This is a genomic window from Leisingera aquaemixtae, from assembly GCF_006740765.1.
Taxonomy (GTDB): Bacteria; Pseudomonadota; Alphaproteobacteria; order Rhodobacterales; family Rhodobacteraceae; genus Leisingera; species Leisingera aquaemixtae.
Map to the genome: position 1 here is coordinate 13,849 of NZ_CP041159.1, position 18,089 is coordinate 31,937.

Below are 18,089 nucleotides of genomic sequence, written 5' to 3' on the forward strand. Positions count from 1 at the left end.
CAGCCCTTTGTGGCTGCCCTTTTCGTTTCAGCCCTCCGAAGTTCTGCCCCTTGAGGGGCGCGCATGAGGATAATGCCGGCTGATGTTTTCCCGCTTTTGAGCCGCGTCCATCCGGCGCCGTCTCGGCTGGCCGGGCCGCGTCAGGCAGTAATCTGCCTGCCACGTGTCCGCCGGCGCGTTTTTTTGAAAAAAATTAGCGCGGCGCGGGAACCAAGCGGGTCCGCAGCGGGTTGGGTGGCTGTAACGCAAGCGCGCTGATGAGTGAAACTGGACAGGAGATCAATCCGATGAAACATCTTATGCTTTCGACTTCGCTGATCGTCGCAACCGCAGTGCCCGCCTTTGCCGGCACAGAAACCGAAGCCACCGGCAACGCCGAGGCCGAAGTTCAGATCCAAACTCCGGCAGCAGATGTCTCCGGCGAAGCCAACGTCTCGGGTGAGGCCCAGGCCGACACCGGCACTCTGGAGCAAGAGGCTGAAGAGATGGCCAATGAGGTCGAAGCCGAGGCCGAAGAACTGGCGACCGAAGCCGAAGCCGGTGCTGCTGAGCTGGCAAATGAAGCCGAAGCTGGCGCTGCCGAAGTGGAGCAGGAGGCCAGCGAGATGGCCACCGAGACCGAGAACGCGGCTGAAAGCATGTCGGACGCCGTCAACCCTGACGCGGACGGCCCGGCCATGGAACCGCTGGCCGAAGGCGAGCTGACCGCAGAAGCCCTGACCGGCGCATGGACCTACGACTCCAAAGACGAACACATCGGCGAGGTGTCGCAGGTGATCGTGAACACCAACGGCTCTGTCGAAGCGGTGATCATCGACGTTGGCGGGTTCCTGGGCATCGGCGAAAAGCCGGTCGAGCTGACCATGGGCGACCTGGACATCGGCAAGGTTGATGGCGACATCCGCGTGAACACCCATCTGACCCGCGAAGAACTGGACGCTCTGCCCGAGTACCAGGCTGACTAACACACCCAGTTTCAAAGGGGCCGCCCAGCCCCTTTGACAGCCGCCGGTTTGTCCTCCGTCCCTTTGCCGGTTTCCTGCCTCGTACCGGCGTTTCGGGCAAACTTAACTGCCAGGCGGCCCTTCAAGGCCGGGTTCCGTAAAGGAGCCCGGCCTTTCGGGTGTTTAAGACATGCCGCCGGTGTCAGATCAGCCCGGCCGCCAGCGTCGTCGCGGCAGCCCCCAGCCCGGACAGGGTCAGCAGGGCAATCAGCCCGTCGCGGGTCAGCATCGCCACCGCCAGCAGGCTGACAGCAGCCCCCAGGATCGAAGACGAGAAGGGAACGATCTCCAGCAGCGGCATCAGCGCGCCGCAGATCAAGCAGACCAGCCGGATGACAGTCAGAAAGGGCTGCCGCACCAGCGCAGGCAGGCGTTTTCCGGAATGCCGGTCCAGCCACCGCGCGGTCCGCTGCAGGCCTGCCGTCATCCTACGCACGGTCTTGCCCTTGATCTCGCGGCGGCCCAGCCATTGCGGCAGCCAAAGATGCGTCCGCCCCAGCAGCATCTGTCCCGACACCAGGCAGATCATGACGCCGCAGGCGGAGGAGAACAGCGGCACCCCGCTCAGCGGCGAGACCACCGCCAGCGCCGGAACCGCCAGAACCGCTGACAGCGATCGGTGGCCAAGCTCCTCTGTCAGCTTGGCAACAGTGACCGGTCCGCTGCTGTCGCGGACAATGCGGCTGGTTTCCTGAAGGACCGCGGCAACGGGCTGTTTCGAAGGGTTCATCGGTTGCTGTCTCCGGCTGCTATTCTGCGCAACACCTACGTTTGGCCCGCCCGCAAAGTTCCGTCTGCGACTGTCCTGCTGTTGTCCTGCTGTCGGCCAGATTTCGCGCAGAACGGTTATTGGCGGTATTTTCGTTCACGCATCAGGAACCTTTCAGACCGGCGGCGCGTTTCTGTGTTGGATCCCCAAGAGGGACTGACATGGAAAGGAGCATTAAAATGACTCATCTGATCCGCACCACCGCCCTCGTTGCCGCCATGGCCACCGCAGCTGCTGCGGGCTCCCAGGTTTCCGAAATCGACGTGACCGCCGACCTGAGCGCGATTGAGAACTACGAAGCTGCCAAAGTCTGGACCAGCCTTGAGACCGACCTGGAAACGGCTCTGGCCGAAAACCTCGTGGGCCAGATCGCGGGTGAAGATGCCGGAGAGGCCGCGGAAATCCATATCGAAATCGACTCCGTCTCCTTGGCAAGCAACTTCGAGAACGCGCTGGGCGTGGGCGAATGGATGCTCAAGGGCGACGTGGACATCGACATGCCCGATGCCTCGAAGGACATGCGTTATGACCTCACCGTCTCCGCGGATCAGGTTAACGCGTATTATCCCGAAGGCACCGATCCGGCCGTGGTGACCGTTGACAGCGAAATTTTCTATAACGCCATTATCGACGCTTTTGCCAGCAACGTCGCGTCGAAACTGAAGTAAGGGGGCCGTCATGCGTATCCTGATCGCACTTTTGGCCCTTGCCGGACTGGCGGCCTGCGAAACCACCGAAGGCTTCGGCCGGGACGTTTCGAACCTTGGCGATGAAATCACCGAGGAAGCGCAGGAAGCGCAATAAGCCAGGCTCCGCTTCCAGCGTATTCTGTTAACCCGGCGGCCCTTGGGCACGCCGGGTTTTCTTTTTGCAGGATGAGCGGAACTTTTGCGGGGCAGGGGCGTTGACCTTGCAGATACCGGCCCGAAGTCCTCCCCCTATCCGGTTTGATCCGGCAGTTTCGGGCTTCCTTCAAGGCACCCGGGTTGTGGCCCCGGGTGCCCTTTTTTATGTCTGCTGCCGCAGCCGGCCCAGGGCACCCGGGATCAGACGATGTCCTCCGTGGCGCCCGGCAGCCGCTGCTGCAGCTCCGACATCTTGCCGGGGTCGTGCGGCACCAGCAGCCCGCGGCGCGCTTCCGGCCGGCGCACCTGATTGCGGCGCACCTCCTTCAGCCACCAGGCCGCGGCATGGGCCGGATCCAGCGCCTCGGCCGGCAGATCTTCCTGCCACCAATGCCGCGCCAGGTTATTCCACAGCGTTTCAATTCGCCCGCGCTGGGTGATCCGCAAGGCCGCCTCGGTATCCCAGCGCATCGACCGTCCGTTGAGGTTGGCCGACCCGACCATGGCAAAATCCCTGTCAGTGACCAGCACCTTGCTGTGCACATAGATGATCGGCGACCCCGACAGGGTGGCGGGCGCATCGCGGGCGGCCATGCGCCGCTGGACCGGGCTGGCGATGCAGGCCCGGGTGCCAAAGGCCTCCGTCACCTCGTCCAGCGCCTCCGCCTGCAGTGCCATGCCATAACGCGCATCCAGATCGCGGTTGCCTTCAAACGCGACGTCATCGGGCAGGGCGGGCAGGATCAGGATCAGCGACAGCGCGGGGTTGCGGCGCGCCGCAGCGGCGAGCCCGCGCGCAATCGGGCTGGAGCGCAGGAACTGGGATTCGAGATAGATCAGGTTCTGCGCCCGCTCAAAGGCGGCCAGGTGGTCTTCCTCGATCTCCTTCAGCACTGTGCGGGGCGACAAGGCCCAGAACCCGAAACGGCGCGGCGCGGACATCGTGCGCCGGATCAGCTGGCCCTCGGGCGGCTGCTTGCGCAGGGCGATTTCATCGCGGAACCGCTCCAGATGGCGGGCCGCCTCTTCGGCTTCGGGGCCGCGCAGGATCAGCTGCACATCAGCCCAGGTCTCATGCGCGGGCAGATCGTGCTCCTTGGTGTCATAGCGGCGCCGGTTCAGGTCCAGGCCGCCGATGTACAGAACCTCCCGGTCGATCACCGCAACCTTCTGGTGGTGTGACACCGGGTACAGCTGCGGCAGCCCGGGGCGGCTGGCCGCAGCCGGCCGCAGCCGCCGGGGCAGCTTGCGCAGTTTGCGCAGCACAAAGGGGGAAAACGCAAGCCGCGGCAGCAGCCCCGCCCGCGTCGGATGCAGCGCGGCGGCGACAGACAGCAGCGCAGCCTGCTCCGGAGCGAGCCCCGCCATGATTTCCTGCGCCTGCGTCAGCGTCTTCTGCGCGGCGGCATGCAGCGGCGCCGCCATCACCGGGTCGAAATCGCTGACCACCAGTTGCACCCGGACCCCGCGCCGCAGCGCATCGGCAATCAGATCCGCCCAGGTGTCCCCGGTCTCCCGCGCCTCCGGGCTCAGCAAAGGGGTGGCGAAATCAAACAGGCGGAAACTGGCAAGAAGCTCGCGCTGAGCACCCAGCACCGCACGTTCAAACGCGGGCCAGGCCTCTTCGGCAGTAACCAGTACCTCGAATTCCTCGCGGCGCTGTTCAGGTTGCGGCTCCTGCGGCATGTTTCTCCCGATCCTGGTTTGGCGGCGCCGGCGGGACAGCCCCGGCCGCCGCGGGGAATCCCAGCCGGTAACTATAGCTGTCCTCAGTCTCGTACGTGTCAGCCTCGCCTTCAAGCTGGGTGGCAAACGCCAGCATCAGCCGCGATCCGATGCCGGTCCCGTCGCCAGCCTCTTCGGGGGCCACTACCGGCTTCCCCTTGGTGTTGGTAATCTCAAGCTCCAGCCAGTTTTCCGCAGTTTCGCGCAGGCTGATCCGGATTTCCGGCTTTCCGCCGGCGGGCACCCCGGCGTTTTTGACCGCGTTGGTCATCGCCTCGGACACCAGCATCGACAAGGTCACCCCCTGATCCTGGCTCAGCGGCACCTGCACCAGGTCGGTACTGATGGCCAGTTTCTGCCCGGCACCTGGGATCATCGCGCCGATTTCGGAAATCAGCGCGTCGATCAGGTCGCGGCTGTCGACGGTGGTGATATCGGGATTGGTGTTCAGGCTGCGGTGAATGGTTGCCAGGCCGCGCACGCGGCGCTGCAGCTGCGCCAGCATCCGCCGCGCCTCCGGCGTCTGCGCGTTGCGGCTCTGCATATTCATGATCGAGGCGACAAGCTGCAGGTTGTTCTTCACCCGGTGGTGAACCTCGCGCAGCAGGATGGTCTTTTCTTCCAGGTCCAGCTCGCGCCGCCGCTCCGCTTCGCTGAGGATGGAGACCATCCGGTTGAACGACTGCTGCGCCTCGGCAAATTCACGCGGCGGCGCAACCAGGTCCAGGGTGGGGTTTTCCCGCTCGCCCAGTGCGTAGCGGCGCATCGCCGTGCGCAGCGCGCTGAGGTGGCGGATCACCATCCGCTGCAGCCCGAAGATCGCCACCGAAATCCCGGCCAGCCACATCAGCAGGGGAAAGGCCAGGGTCATCAGCGACACCGGGTTTCTGGCCGCCGACATCGCTTTGTCCACCGGCCAGCTGCCGATCACGGACACTTGCCCGGGAAGGATCTCGCTGACAGCAAAAAAACGCTCACGGCCAGAGCGGGAATCCTCGAAAAACGTATCGCCGGACAGGGTCACCAAGTCGCGCCGGGGCACCGACACGGGCAGGGCCAGCGGAGCCTGCTGCTCGGGGATGCTTGCTGACAGGATTTCCCCCTGCGCATCAACGGTGACATATTGAATGCCGGTGTCCGGCGCCTCCGTTCCGGCCTGTGCAGCGCTGACCTTATGGGGAATCCCGATGGTCACATAACCCTTCAGGATGCCGTCCCGCAGCACCGGGCTGGTCGCCAGCAGGAAGCTGCTGCCCCCGCCCACCAGGTCGCGGCCCAAGGCAAAGGACAGGCGGGTCGTCTGCTGGGCTTTCAGGTACATCCATTTTTCGGACAGGTCGCGTGTCACACCGTCGGAGGCGCATTGAACGCTGCCATCCAGGGAGACGAAAGCGGCAAACGTGAAGGGGTTCGCTCCTTCAGCAAATGCCTTGAGCAGCCGCGTGCAGCTGTCGGCGTCGTCCGCCACCGGCAGGATTGCAGCGGCCAGACCCTCAGTCGCGCCGCCGGCGCGCTGAAGCAGCTCCCGCTCCCTCGCCGCGGCCCGCTCAGTGCGGTCCAGCAGCGAGGCGTGCGACAGCCGGGTGGCTTCTTCCACCACCGCGTTGGTCTGGTACAGCGCAATCAGTCCGAGCGGCAGCAACGCAAGCGTCATCAGTGCCGCCAGCCGGACCAAAAGGCTGCCTGCGTGCAGCCGGGGCATTTTGATCACGCGGCGCCCTGCTGGGCAACGATCCCAGCGGTGACGGTGTCTGTCAGTTCCATTTTGCTGTCTTCGCCCAAGTCCATCAGTTCGCTCAGCCGGGCGCGGGCGCGGTTCACACGGCTTTTGATGGTACCGGTCTTCACACCGCACATCTCCGCCGCTTCTTCGTAGGAAAAGCCGCCTGCACCGACCAGCGTCAGTGCTTCGCGCTGTTCGTCGTTCAGCTGGGCAAAGGCCACTTGGAAATCGCGCATGTGCAGCCGCCCGTCGTGATCGGGTTTCTGCGCAAGGGTGGCAGACAGTGCCCCGTCGGCGTCCTCGACCTCGCGTTTGCGCTTGCGGCGCAGCGAGTAATAGGTGTTGCGCAGAATGGTGAAAAGCCACGCCCGCATGTTGGACCCGTTCTCGAACTTGTCGATGTTCGTCCAGGCTTTCACCAGCGTGTCCTGCACCAGATCATCGGCGGTGGCGCCGTTGCGGGTCAGGCTGATCGCAAAGGCGCGCAGGGCGCCCAGGTGGTTGACCAGGTCGTCTCTCGGGTCCTGTGCGGCGTCAGTCATCGGAGCGGTCCTTCTCAGAAGGTTCCGGTGCGGCGGGAGTCGACGCGCCTTTTTCCTTCAATTGCTTCAGCAGATCGGTGAACCGGTCAGGAACGGGCTCATTAGCGATCTCTTCGAAAGCCCGCTTGAGGTTTTCGTCTATGTCGCGGTCGGCCGTTTCCATGCGCGGCCGGGGGGGGTGTAGCTGTGTCATGCCATCCATCGGTTTTTTGCGCGGTTTTCTGGAACCAAAACGCATATTAAGGCGTATAGTTCCATGTGTATTGCAAAAAAGGACATCACAAAATGACCGCTCAATCGGGAGAACAGATCGCCAGCCAGATTGGTGCAAACTTGCCCTATCTGCGCCGCTATGCCCGTGCGCTGACTGGCAGCCAGAACAGCGGCGACCAATATGCACTGGCTTCGCTGGAGGCGATCCTGGCCGGTGACGCCGATTACGACAGCGTCCTGTCTCCAAAAGTGGCGCTGTTTCGTGTCTTCCATGCGATCTGGTCCTCCTCCGGCGCACCGTCGGCAGACGAGGATAGCGATGACGGCCTGGCCGCCAAGGCGCAGAAACATCTGCGGCGGCTGACACCGAACACCCGCGAGGCGCTGCTGCTGCACACGATCGAGGAGTTCAGCGCAGCCGAAACAGGCACCATCATGGGGGTGGCTGAAAGCGAAGCATCAGAGCTGATCTCGATCGCATACGAGGAGATGTCGCGCGCCACAGCGGGCAAGATCATGATTATCGAGGACGAAGCCGTCATTGCCATGGACCTCGAGGCGATCGTGACAGAGATGGGCCATCAGGTGACCGGCATCGCCCGCACCGAAGCCAGCGCGCTGGACCTGGCCGCCAAGGAAAGCGCCGATCTGATCCTGTCGGATATCCAGCTGGCGGACAATTCCAGCGGCATCGACGCTGTCAACGGCATCCTGGCCAAGCACGGCGATTGCCCGGTGATCTTCATCACCGCTTTCCCGGAACGCCTGCTGACCGGCGAGGGGCCCGAACCTGCCTTCCTGATCTCGAAACCCTATACCGAGGAACAGGTGCGCTCGGCGGTGAGCCAAGCGATGTTCTTCTCCTCCACCGAGACCCTGAAAAGCTGACACTGCCCGGCAGGGCGGGAGGCTGGCAGGCCGGGCCGCTTTTGCGGTCCGGGCTTCTTTGTGCCCGGCCCTCGGCGGCGGCCTGTTGTTAATGGCCCCGCCCCGGGGAGGAGAACGGGGCGGGGCTTGCTGCCTTCCTGCAGGACGGGAGGGTGGCAGGAAGGCAAAACCGGTTCCGGTGTCAGGACTTGGCGAGGGCCCGCAGCATCCAGGCGGCCTGCTCATGGAAGGCAGAGCGCGCGGTGGCCAGATCTTCGGTCACGATATCGCGGCGGCTGCTCGCCAGTTCGGCCAGCGCGTGCAGCCGGTGGGCGATCCGCTCGTGGCTGGCGGCCAGGTCTTGCGCCATCCCGCCGGCGGACAGTTCGCCGGTGGCGTCTTTGATTTTGGAGCGGTTCAGAATCTCGTCCATCCGCGACGGTGCCAGATGCCCCAGCGCGCGGATGCGTTCAGCCAGCGTATCGGCGGCAGCGAACATGTTCTCGTACTGCTCTTCAGTGAGCTTGTGCATTGAGTAAAAGGCCGGGCCTTCCACGTTCCAGTGATAGGCGTGGGTCTTGAAAACAAGGCGGTAAGTGTCCGCCAGCACATCGGCCAGGCCGCTGGCGATCGGGCCAGTGTCGCGGACACCGGTTTCGACGGTGTCAGGGCTCGGGGTGGCTGCAAGTGCGTCAGTCATAAAGTACTCCTTCATCTCTGTCAGGATTGCGGCGGTTCAACACGAACCACGCGGCAATCAGTGCGGTGCCCGGTCTGCAGGCTGGTGAGCATGCGGCGGCCAGAAGCGGCCGCCGCCGGCCCCGGCCGTCAGCGGGAGGAGCCGCGCAGCAGCCGTATGATCAGCGCCACTGCGAACAGCACCAGGAATATAAAGAACAGGATCTGTGCGATCCCGGCGGAGGCCGAAGCGATGCCGCCAAACCCGAAGATGCCGGCAATAATTGCAACGGCGAGGAAGACGAGCGCCCAGTACAGCATGCCGTGTCCTTTCAGTTGCGATTTGTACCAGCCCAACCCGCCAGCCGGCGAAAGGTTCCAGTGCCGGTGCTGCAGTTTTTCAACGCATCCGGTCTACCGCCTAAGCCTGAGGTTTGGGGTGCGGGATGGCGCTGCGGGCCCGTTCCCGCCCGCAGGCACGCGCACAGTCTGGACCGGCCGGGCGGGCCGGACAGGCCGGCTGCACGCCTCCGGCCGGGACCGTGCGCATGTGAAGTTTGATCAGTCTGGAAAATCCCCGGGCCGCCGGGCCGGGTGCTGCTGCGGCGTCAGATCAGCGGCCGCGGTTCGGGCGCGGCAAGATCTATCATCGCCACGGTGGCCAGGGCCGGCAGATTGCTGATCTTCAGCTGGCCGTTTTGCCAATGCACCAGCTTCTTGTCCCGCAGCGTCTTCAGCATCTTGTTGGTGTGGACCAGCGACAGCCCCAGCGCATCCGCCAGATCCTGCTGCTTGAACGGCAGCGGCACCGCGCCGTTTGCCTCCATCCCCACGGCCTTCAGCCGCTCGTAGATCCGCACCAGCGCCCAGGCAATCCGCTGCGCAGCGTCGCGCTGGCCGAGCGAGGCGATGGTCTCGCCCAGAAAATGCTCCTCGACCGCGGAAATCCAAGTCAGATCGTAGGCCCGGTGCGGCTGATGCTCGTACAGCTCAAACAACGCGGTGCGCCGGAACACGCACAGCGTCATCGCGGTGGTGGCCTCGATCGAATGCTTCATTTCCCCCATCAGCCCGGCCTGCAGCCCGGCGAAATCGCCTGGAAAAAGAAAGTTGATCACCTGCCGGCGGCCGTTCTCCAAGGTGGTGTAGCGCGTGCCCATTCCTTTCAGAACCGTATACAGCTGCGGGCTGTTGGAGCCTTCCAGAAGGATTGTCGTGCCCGCATCCACCACCAGTTCGCCGGTTTTGAACTGCTGGGTAAACTGCAGCTCCTCACGCGACATCGGCGTGAAGATGGCCCGTTTACGCAATGGGCATTGGCGGCAGGCAGTCGAAGACATGGCGCTCCCCTAACAGCTATGTCGCAGTTTAATGCGCCGGGTGTGGAATAACTACACACTCTATGCAGACAGGGAGGCTGGTGCAATGGAAATGCTATCTCCAGGCTGCTCACAGGTTTATCTGATCATGTCCCGGAACTATCTGGTAACATGTGATATTTGCGATGCCATTCTGGATTTCGACCCGGCCGCCGAACTCAGCATTCAGAAGGGGCATGATTCTGCGCTGACGGCGCTGTCGCGGTACCGGCAGGTGGCCGTCGCCTTTATCGAGGCGGGGTCCGAGCAGGTGACCCGGCTTCACTTCGACAGTGCGGTGCAGGACCGCGGCGGCCGCCTGGTTCTGTTGGGAAACACCGCCGAAAACGAGCTGGACTCGCACTCGCCTTGCCTGCGGTGGCCGGTGCTTGCCCGGCCTGTGTCCACCCAGATGATCCGGGCCCAGCTGGCGCTTCTGAAACCCGGGGCAGGGAACAAAAACCGCGTTGCCGGGTTGGTTTAGCGGATGCTGCCTGAAGCAGCGTTGCTGAAAAGGAGTAATGATATGCTTGGTTGGGCGCTTACATTTCTGGTTATCGCTCTGATCGCGGCCCTGCTTGGGTTCGGCGGCATCGCCGGCGCCTCCGCGGGTATTGCCAAAATTCTGTTCTTCATCTTCCTGGTGCTGTTCGTCATCGCGATGATTGCCCGGGCAATGAAGGGCAAACCGCCGGTTTAACGAATGGCGAAGCGGCCTGCCCGCACGGTCAAGGCCCCGCCGCGGGAAGACCGTGCTTGCCCGGGTGGGGGTGGGGGGCTGCCTGCCGGGCATAGGGTGTGCGTGCCGGGGGGCGCGTGCGGGCTGGTCTTGCGCCGCTGACAAGCGGCCAGGACCGCCCGCCATCCTATGTCCGGTTCAGGCAAAATCAATTTCAGGCTTCAGGAACTTGACTCGGTCTTAGCTGCGCCGCCAGCCGCTGCAGCAGCCCGAGCCACGCAGCTTCAGCAGGAAAGCCCGGCATCCGGCCATATAGTTGACATCGTCAATCAATTAGTTGACATTGCCAACCATCATGCCTGACGATCCATTTCATCTCCACCGCTCCCTGGGCTATCAAGTGACCATGCTGGCCCGGGTGATCGAGCGCCGCTTTGAACAGCGGATCGCGGAATTCGGTCTGACCCGGGTGATGTGGTGCGTGCTGCTGGCCGCGGGGCGGGAGCAACTCACTGCCCCGTCAGAAATCGCAAGCTTCATCGGCATCGACCGCACCGCGGCCTCGCGCACGCTCCGGCAGATGGAGGAGCGCGGCCTCATCACCCGCAGCGGCGGCGCGCAGGATGGCCGGAAGATCCAGGTCCGGCTGACGCCGGGCGGCCGCACCGCGCTGGCAGAGGTGCTGCCCATCGCGCAGGAAAACGCAGCTTATTTCGAGGCTAAGCTCACCGGGCAGGAACTGGCCCAGCTGCGCACCGCTGCCGCCAAGCTGCTTGCGGACGAGCCGCGCATCGTCGCCAAGCTGTAATTCACCGGGGGCCAGCCATGGGCAAACTGTTTTCCTACCGCAACCGGCCAGTGCATCTTGGGCCTTACCCGATGGAAACCCTGGCGCGGCAGGCGGACCCTGCTGAGGCGGAGGCACTGCCGCCGCTGACCCAGGTCAGCTTCCGCCGCCCCGATGCGCCGCTGTCCCTCGTTAACGCAATGCGCGATTATCAGGCGATACTGGACGCCACCCGCGACGGGCTGGTGAAAAAGGAGCGCGCAGGCATTCCTGCCTGCTCGCAGGAGCGCAGCGATCACCTGAAAGCTTTCGGGTACTTCTGCGATGCCTCGCTGGCGGGTGTCTGCGCCGTGCCCTCCGTTGCCTGGCTCGACACACCGCTGGCAAACCCGGATGTGGCGGCGCTGGCGGAGACCCTGCGCAGCAAACAGACCAAAACCTTTGCCTCCGGCATAGACGTGGTGATGGCGAACCTGCGGGAGGCGATGCAAGCCCCGCACGCGGATTGCCGCCACCACACCCATGCGCTGGTCTACGTCTACGAGTTCCCCCGCGACCCCGAAACAGGCGAGGAGGGCACGGAATGGCTGGCGGACGCGCAGGACCAGCGCGCCTGCCTGCGGGCGGCGGAAACCGGGGTGACGCTGGCCAATTACCTCCGCCTCCTGGGGCGGGAGGCGCGTGCCCACACCGGCGCCGCCACGGATGTGCATCTGGGCAAGCTGGCTGTGCAGGCCGGGCTGGCCACGTTTGAAAACGGCGTCCTCACCAATCCGTTTCTCGGCACCCGCTTCGGCATCGCGGCCGTCACCACCACGCTGGAACTGGCCGCCGATCTGCCGCTGGTGCCGGGCCAGGCACCGGGCCTTGCGTACCGGCTGGGCCTTGGCGCCCACGCCAAAAGCGCCGCCGCCCGCGACCCATACGCCAAGCGCCGCTTCATGGACGGCCCGCACCCGTTCGAGACCCTGAAACGGGTGGACGATCCCACCACCTACATCGACGAGGTGAACGTCGCGCGCGTCCCGAAGCGCGCCGACATGTTCGCCCGCGCCCTGTTCGGCGACCTCGGCAAAGGCCCGCAGGAGGCGGCGAAGAACGGCAATTACGTCCGCAAATCCTCCTCCGCCTTCGCTTTCCGCTCCTCGCTCGCGGCCTTCGTGCTGCTGCAGGACGGCAACGCCGCGCCGAACATCGATTCCAGCGCTGCCGATGCCGCCCGCAACGCCGCAAATATCAAGACCGCGGCCTATTTTCTCGGCTGCGACGCGGTGGGCATCTCACGTTGCCCGGACTGGGCCTATTACTCCCACGATGCCGCGGGCGAGCCCCTGGCCCCCTACCACGAAAACGCCATCAGCATCATCATCGACCAGGGTCACGAAACGATGGAGGGCGCCTCCGGCGACGACTGGATTGCCTGTGCCCAGTCGATGCGCGCCTACCTGCGGTTCTCGCTCCTGGGCGGGGTGATCGCCCAGCAAATCCGCAACCTGGGCTATAGTGCGCGGGTGCATTCGGTGATGGACGGCGAGGTGCTGCAACCTCCGCTCTTGCTGCTCTCTGGTTTGGGTGAGGTCTCCCGCATTGGCGAGGTGATCCTGAACCCCTTCCTCGGCCCCCGCCTGAAATCCGGCGCGGTCACCACCAGCCTGCCGATGACCCACGACAAGCCGGTCGATTTCGGCCTGCAGCGGTTTTGCGAGGCTTGCAACAAATGCGCCCGCGAATGCCCCTCCGGCGCCATCACCGCCGGGCCCAAGCTGATGTTCAACGGCTACGAGATCTGGAAATCCGACAGCCAGAAATGCACCACCTACCGCGTCACAGTGCCCGGCGGCGCCATGTGCGGCCGCTGCATGAAGACCTGCCCCTGGAACCTTGAAGGGCTGTTTGCCGAGGCACCGTTCCGCTGGGCCGCGATGAATGTGCCGGGCAGCGCGCCGCTCTTGGCAAGACTCGACGACGCACTGGGCAATGGCGAGGTCAACCCGGCCAAGAAATGGTGGTGGGACCTGGAGATGGTGGAAGAGGGGCCTTATGCGCCCTCGCAGCATCCGGTCAACGCCCGCAAGCTCTCCAAGGATCTGGACCTGAAGTTTGAGGATCAGACCCTGGCCGTCTACCCCGCACCGCTGGCGCCACCGCCCTACGCCTGGCCTGCACCGATGGACCGGGAGGCCGGGATTGCCGCCTATCAGGCCATGATCCCCGCCGATGAGCACAAGCGCCGCCGCGCCGCGGGCCTGCCGCCCGAGCATGTCTATACCGCCGCTCAGGGCGACGCGCCGGTGATGCGGGTTCGGCTGACGAAGGCCGAACACATGACGGACGCCGTCACCAAATATGAGTTTTCCCTGCCGGACGGCTCCCCGCTGCCCCAAGCCACCGCAGGCGCCCATATCGACGTGGTGGTCGCACCTGAGTTTTTCCGCCAGTACTCGCTGTCGGGCGACCCGGCGGACCGTTCAAAATACCAGATCGCGGTGCTGCGCGAGGACGCAGGCCGCGGCGGCTCCCGCCTTATGCACCGGATCTTCGAGGAAGGCCGGATGGTGTTCATCTCCAAACCCATCAACCACTTCCCGCTGGTGGAGGACGCCGCCAAATCCTACCTGATGGGCGGCGGCATCGGGGTGACGCCGATGATCGGCATGGCCCACCGCCTGCACACGCTGGGCCGGGACTTTGAATTCCGCTACTCCTGTTCAAAAATGGCAAATGCCGGGTTTCTGGAAGACCTGAAACATGTCCCCTGGGCAGACAAGGTGCATCTGCATTTCTCTGACCAGGGCACCCGTGCGGACCTGTCTGACGTGCTGCACTATGCCCCCGGCAGCCACGTCTACACCTGCGGTCCGGCGGCCTACATGCAGGCGGTGCTGGACGCGGCAGCGGCCAATGGCTTCCCCGAGGAGGCCCGCCACATGGAATATTTCTCGGTCCCGGAGCAGCCGGAATACGAAAACCATCCCTTCACCCTCCGGCTGGCGAAATCGGGCCGCGAAATCGCGGTGCCGCCGGAGAAAACCGCCACCGAGGCGCTGGCCGAGAACGGCATCCATGTGAACGTGAAATGCTCCGACGGCATCTGCGGCGTGTGCAAATGCGGGCTGATTTCCGGCGACGCCGAGCACCGCGACTTCGTGCTGTCGAACAAGCAGCGCGAGGACGCCATCATCCTCTGCCAGTCCCGCGCGCAGGCGCCGGACGGGGTGCTGGAAATCGACCTCTAGGCGGCAGACCGTAGAGCGGGCGGCGCAATTTTCTTGAAAAGAAAATTGTCAAAAGTTTTGCTGAAAACTTTTGCCCGCGCGGCGGGCGGGGGCGTTTGAATACGCGGCCGTCCGCGGACTGGCGGCCGCCGGACGCTTGCGGCAATTGCAGGCCGCTTCCGAAGCTGATAGGTCTGCGCACATTAGGTGTTACGATATAACATAATAGGATTCGAACATGAGGGATGACAGACTGCCGGTGACAGTGCTCTCCGGGTTTCTCGGGGCCGGAAAAACCACGCTCCTGAACCACGTTCTGAACAATCGCGCGGGCCGCCGGGTTGCGGTGATCGTGAATGACATGAGCGAGGTGAACATCGACGCCGCCCTGGTGCGCAGCGGGGCGGAGCTGTCGCGCCAGGACGAAAAGCTGGTGGAGATGACCAACGGCTGCATCTGCTGCACCCTGCGCGACGATCTTCTGCAAGAGGTGCGCCGGCTGGCGGGGGAGGGGCGGTTCGACTACCTGCTGATCGAAAGCACCGGCATAGCCGAACCCTTGCCGGTGGCGGCGACCTTCGGGTTCCGCGATGCCGAAGGCGCCAGCCTGTCGGACGTTGCCCGGCTCGATACAATGGTCACCGTGGTCGATGCGGTGAACCTGCTGCGCGACTTCGCCAGTCATGACTTCCTCAGCGACCGCGGCGAAAGCCTGGGCGAGGAGGACGGCCGGACCCTGGTCAGCCTGCTGACCGATCAGATTGAATTCGCCGACGTGATCATCCTGAACAAGGTGTCGGATGCAGGTCCGGACCAGACCGCCGCAGCCATGGCCGTGATCAGGGCGCTGAACCCGGATGCGGAGGTGATCCCTGCGGATTACTCCGCAGTGGACGGAGACCGGATCTTCGGCACCGGCCGCTTCGATTTCGATCGCGCGCATGAGCATCCGCTCTGGGCCAAGGAGCTTTATGGCTTCGAACACCACGTGCCCGAGACGGAAGAATACGGCATCTCTTCCTTTGTCTACCGCGCCCGGCGGCCCTTTGATCCCGCCAGAATCCACGCCGCGCTGAACGGCGATCTGCCCGGCGTGATTCGGGCCAAGGGGCATTTCTGGCTGGCAACCCGCCCCGAGTGGGCCGCGGAGTTCTCGCTGGCCGGGGCGGTCTCCTCGGTCCGCCCGCTGGGGCTGTGGTGGGCCGCGGTGCCAAGCGAGCGCTGGCCTGCCCATCCCGAGGCCCGGCGCGAAATCCTGCAGAACTGGGATGAGACCTGGGGCGACCGGCGGCAGGAGCTGGTGTTCATTGGCGCAGGCCTGGACAAGGCTGCGATTACTGCACGGCTGGATGCTTGCCTGATGCCCGGCAGCGCAGGCGGCTTCGACCCGGCCTGGGCCTCCCTGGACGACCCGTTTCCGGGCTGGCGGCGCAATGGCTGACCGCGGGGCGGGCCGCAACCTGAAGTCGCGCCTGAAACGGCGGCGCCGGGCGGGGAATCCGATGCAGGCCTACGACGCGCTGCCGCCGCCCCTGCGGCAGTGGCTCGCTGCGGCCTGCCTGCCCTGGAGCCCGGCCTCCGCGTTCAGGATCTGGACCAAAGCGGGCGGCAGCCGCGATCCCGCTGCTGCAGCCGCCCGGCTGGATGCCGCCGAACAGGCGATGCTGGAACGGGACGCCCGCGTCTGGGCGGTCCGGGCGCAGCGGCGGGGCAAGCCGGCATAGCGGCCTGCCGCCTCAGGCGGTTTTCTTCTCCGCCTCCGCAGCGGCGTCAAACTCCGCCCGCGCGGCATCAATCACCGGCAGATGCTCCAGCGCCCACAGTCCCAGCGCCCGGACCGGCTCGCGGAACGACTCGCCCAGGGGCGTCAGCGCGTATTCCACCTTGGGCGGGATCGTCGGGTGATAGGTGCGGCTGACCAGCCCGTCGCGTTCCAGCTCGCGCAGGGTCAGGCTCAGCATCCGCTGGGAAATCCCCAGATGCCGCTTCAGCTCATTGAACCGCAGCACCCCGTACTGCGCCAGCGAGATCACGATCAGCACGCTCCAGCGGTCGCCGACCCGCGACAGCACCTCGTTGATGCGCCCGCACTCCGGGCATTGCCCTTCTGCCATGGTGGTTCCTTCCGTGTGACCGGGGCTAAAAATTGTGCCTTCTTGTGCCCCTTCCGGTACCGCTTATATAGCCGGTTACAAATTTATACCACCCTTCCCGCAAGGCCACCGAAAGGACCGGACCCATGAGCAAGAGCACCCTGATCGAGAAGCTGAACTGGCGTTACGCCACCAAGAAGATGGACCCCTCCAAGGCGGTTCCGCAGGAGAAGATCGACCAGATCATCGAGGCGATCCGCATGGCGCCGACCTCGTCGGGCACCCAGCCGTTTGAGGTGTTCGTGATCACCAATCCTGAGATCCGCGCCAAGATCCGCCCGCACGCCTGGGACCAGGCGCAGATCACCGACGGCTCGCACCTGCTGGTCTTTGCCGCCTGGGACAACTACTCCGAAGACCGCATCGACGCGGTGACCCGCCAGATGACCGAGGAGCGCGGCGAGGTTCCGATGCTGAACCAGTATTACGCGAACCTCAAGGCGACCTACCTGCCGCGCGAAGAAAGCACCAACCACGACCACGCCGCCCGCCAGGCCTATATCGCGCTGGGCTTTGCCCTGGCCGCCGCCGCCGAGCTTGAGGTGGACAGCACCCCGATGGAAGGTTTCTCGCCCGAGAAGATCGACGAAATCCTCGGCCTCAAGGACAAGGGCCTGCGCTCTGTCCTTCTGCTGCCGCTGGGCTACCGCCAGGAGGACGGCGACTGGCTCTTGCCGATGAAGAAGGTCCGCAAGTCCCGCGACACCATCGTGACCGAAATCGCCTGAGAGGGCTGATCCCCGGCGGCGGGCGGCCTTTGCCGCGCCCGCTGCCGGTTTCTCCGCAGGTAAAATTCGCCTGCGGAGACTATTCATGCATTCCATCTGCTTTATACTAGGCTGCAGGCACCCTTTCGGCCTCCGGCATATCCGCTGGGCTTGGGGCTGTCAGTTAGTATTGCAAGGGGTGCCAGTTTCCATGTTTACCGCTGATTTTTCTGCGAGTGATCTGGATCCCGCTTTGAAACCCGTTCTTATGCTTTGGCAGAACGCCTCGGAGGCGGGCGCATTCCCGCGGCTCGCCGAACTGAGCCTGCCGTATGTCAGCACGACGACCAATATCCTGGCGGTCTTTGAAATCGAGCGGACCGGGAGTGGCGAACTGTCTGATTTCAAAGCGCTTTATGTGCGCAGCAAGATCATTAATACCCTAAGCACCAAAGTCGCCGGCACCCGCCTGTCTGAACGCCCGGGCTTTGGCCCCGGCTCCATGATCTGGACCTGCTTTGCCGAAGTGGCCGCCAACCCCCGGCCGCTGCTGGTCTCGCTGCCCTATGTCGGCCCGCTGCCGGAATACCGCAGCTCCACCGAAATCATGCTCCCCCTGCGGGGAGAGGGCGCGTCGGTCGACTATGTGATGACGGGCGTCGTGCTGCTGGAGCAGGAATACCGGCGCCCGGACCGGGCCTGAAGCGGCCCCGGCGCCCGAACGGCTGGGCAGGGGCTGCACAAATGCCGTCTCCGCCTTGCCCAAAAGGGCTTTTCCCTTGCGCAACCCCGGGAATCCGCCTATACGCGCGCTGTCAATACAA

General features: G+C 64.5%; 21 protein-coding genes. 12 read left to right on the forward strand and 9 right to left on the reverse strand.

The features are described 5' to 3' along the window. Positions 1-287 precede the first annotated feature (287 nt). The gene (locus R2C4_RS01895) at positions 288-965 is read left to right on the forward strand and encodes a PRC-barrel domain-containing protein (protein ID WP_167510228.1); all 678 of its coding nucleotides are present in this window, start codon (positions 288-290) and stop codon (positions 963-965) included. Positions 966-1,146: 181 nt separating this feature from the next. Here the strand turns inward: R2C4_RS01895 and R2C4_RS01900 are convergent, their stop codons facing one another. Further along, positions 1,147-1,734, reverse strand: coding sequence for an exopolysaccharide biosynthesis protein (locus R2C4_RS01900; RefSeq protein ID WP_141889356.1), 588 nt, complete (start codon positions 1,732-1,734; stop codon positions 1,147-1,149). A gap of 218 nt (positions 1,735-1,952) precedes the next feature. Between R2C4_RS01900 and R2C4_RS01905 the strand changes: the two genes are divergently transcribed. After that, positions 1,953-2,441 (forward strand): hypothetical protein, encoded by a 489-nt coding sequence (locus R2C4_RS01905; protein ID WP_141889357.1) that lies wholly within the window; start codon positions 1,953-1,955, stop codon positions 2,439-2,441. A 10-nt stretch (positions 2,442-2,451) separates the two neighbouring features. Then, positions 2,452-2,577, forward strand: coding sequence for an entericidin A/B family lipoprotein (locus R2C4_RS01910; RefSeq protein ID WP_058286226.1), 126 nt, complete (start codon positions 2,452-2,454; stop codon positions 2,575-2,577). Between the two features lie 242 nt (positions 2,578-2,819). On the opposite strand, the gene R2C4_RS01915 is transcribed toward R2C4_RS01910, so the two are convergent. Genes R2C4_RS01915 through R2C4_RS01930 form a run of 4 tightly spaced genes read right to left on the reverse strand, consistent with a single transcriptional unit; the run spans position 2,820 to position 6,846 of the window. Next, a complete protein-coding gene (locus R2C4_RS01915) occupies positions 2,820-4,304 on the reverse strand; it encodes a phospholipase D family protein (RefSeq protein ID WP_141889358.1) in 1,485 nt (494 codons plus the stop codon). After that, positions 4,282-6,045 (reverse strand): sensor histidine kinase, encoded by a 1,764-nt coding sequence (locus tag R2C4_RS01920; protein WP_244940836.1) that lies wholly within the window; start codon positions 6,043-6,045, stop codon positions 4,282-4,284. The genes R2C4_RS01915 and R2C4_RS01920 overlap by 23 nt, the downstream gene beginning before the upstream one ends. 5 nt (positions 6,046-6,050) lie before the next feature. Next, complete coding sequence (locus tag R2C4_RS01925; RefSeq protein ID WP_141889359.1) at positions 6,051-6,608, reverse strand: RNA polymerase sigma factor; 558 nt, start codon at positions 6,606-6,608, stop codon at positions 6,051-6,053. Beyond that, positions 6,601-6,846, reverse strand: a complete 246-nt coding sequence (locus R2C4_RS01930; protein WP_141889360.1) for a NepR family anti-sigma factor — start codon at positions 6,844-6,846, stop codon at positions 6,601-6,603. The genes R2C4_RS01925 and R2C4_RS01930 overlap by 8 nt, the downstream gene beginning before the upstream one ends. Positions 6,847-6,893: 47 nt before the next feature. Here R2C4_RS01930 and R2C4_RS01935 point away from each other — a divergent pair, with 47 nt between their 5' ends. Then, entirely contained in the window at positions 6,894-7,709 is an 816-nt protein-coding gene (locus R2C4_RS01935) for a response regulator (RefSeq protein ID WP_058286230.1), read from the forward strand. 181 nt (positions 7,710-7,890) lie between these two features. Here R2C4_RS01935 and R2C4_RS01940 read toward each other — a convergent pair whose 3' ends face one another. From R2C4_RS01940 to R2C4_RS01950, 3 genes are all read right to left on the reverse strand, one after another. Further along, positions 7,891-8,388 (reverse strand): Dps family protein, encoded by a 498-nt coding sequence (locus R2C4_RS01940; protein ID WP_141889361.1) that lies wholly within the window; start codon positions 8,386-8,388, stop codon positions 7,891-7,893. A 128-nt stretch (positions 8,389-8,516) separates the two neighbouring features. After that, entirely contained in the window at positions 8,517-8,687 is a 171-nt protein-coding gene (locus tag R2C4_RS01945) for a DUF1328 domain-containing protein (protein WP_008556398.1), read from the reverse strand. A 287-nt stretch (positions 8,688-8,974) separates the two neighbouring features. Next, entirely contained in the window at positions 8,975-9,706 is a 732-nt protein-coding gene (locus R2C4_RS01950) for a Crp/Fnr family transcriptional regulator (protein ID WP_141889362.1), read from the reverse strand. 127 nt (positions 9,707-9,833) lie between these two features. Between R2C4_RS01950 and R2C4_RS01955 the strand changes: the two genes are divergently transcribed. The 6 genes from R2C4_RS01955 to R2C4_RS01980 all read left to right on the forward strand — a co-directional run bounded on the left by R2C4_RS01955 (position 9,834) and on the right by R2C4_RS01980 (position 16,129). Continuing rightward, positions 9,834-10,208 (forward strand): hypothetical protein, encoded by a 375-nt coding sequence (locus R2C4_RS01955; RefSeq protein WP_244940766.1) that lies wholly within the window; start codon positions 9,834-9,836, stop codon positions 10,206-10,208. Between the two features lie 42 nt (positions 10,209-10,250). Beyond that, complete coding sequence (locus R2C4_RS01960) at positions 10,251-10,424, forward strand: DUF1328 domain-containing protein (protein ID WP_008557019.1); 174 nt, start codon at positions 10,251-10,253, stop codon at positions 10,422-10,424. A gap of 334 nt (positions 10,425-10,758) precedes the next feature. Continuing rightward, on the forward strand, positions 10,759-11,211 hold the full coding sequence (locus R2C4_RS01965; protein WP_141889364.1) for a MarR family winged helix-turn-helix transcriptional regulator: 453 nt from the start codon (positions 10,759-10,761) through the stop codon (positions 11,209-11,211). 17 nt (positions 11,212-11,228) lie between these two features. Next, entirely contained in the window at positions 11,229-14,426 is a 3,198-nt protein-coding gene (locus R2C4_RS01970; protein WP_141889365.1) for a 2Fe-2S iron-sulfur cluster-binding protein, read from the forward strand. A 217-nt stretch (positions 14,427-14,643) separates the two neighbouring features. Further along, a complete protein-coding gene (locus R2C4_RS01975) occupies positions 14,644-15,846 on the forward strand; it encodes a GTP-binding protein (protein WP_141889366.1) in 1,203 nt (400 codons plus the stop codon). Then, the gene (locus R2C4_RS01980) at positions 15,839-16,129 is read left to right on the forward strand and encodes a DUF6525 family protein (protein ID WP_141889367.1); all 291 of its coding nucleotides are present in this window, start codon (positions 15,839-15,841) and stop codon (positions 16,127-16,129) included. The genes R2C4_RS01975 and R2C4_RS01980 overlap by 8 nt, the downstream gene beginning before the upstream one ends. A gap of 12 nt (positions 16,130-16,141) precedes the next feature. Here R2C4_RS01980 and R2C4_RS01985 read toward each other — a convergent pair whose 3' ends face one another. Next, entirely contained in the window at positions 16,142-16,519 is a 378-nt protein-coding gene (locus tag R2C4_RS01985) for a winged helix-turn-helix transcriptional regulator (RefSeq protein WP_141889368.1), read from the reverse strand. Between the two features lie 125 nt (positions 16,520-16,644). Here R2C4_RS01985 and R2C4_RS01990 point away from each other — a divergent pair, with 125 nt between their 5' ends. Together R2C4_RS01990 and R2C4_RS01995 are read left to right on the forward strand one after the other, a co-directional pair. Next, positions 16,645-17,286, forward strand: a complete 642-nt coding sequence (locus tag R2C4_RS01990; RefSeq protein ID WP_141889369.1) for an NAD(P)H-dependent oxidoreductase — start codon at positions 16,645-16,647, stop codon at positions 17,284-17,286. 232 nt (positions 17,287-17,518) lie between these two features. Then, a complete protein-coding gene (locus R2C4_RS01995) occupies positions 17,519-17,968 on the forward strand; it encodes a hypothetical protein (RefSeq protein WP_244940767.1) in 450 nt (149 codons plus the stop codon). Positions 17,969-18,089 lie beyond the last annotated feature (121 nt).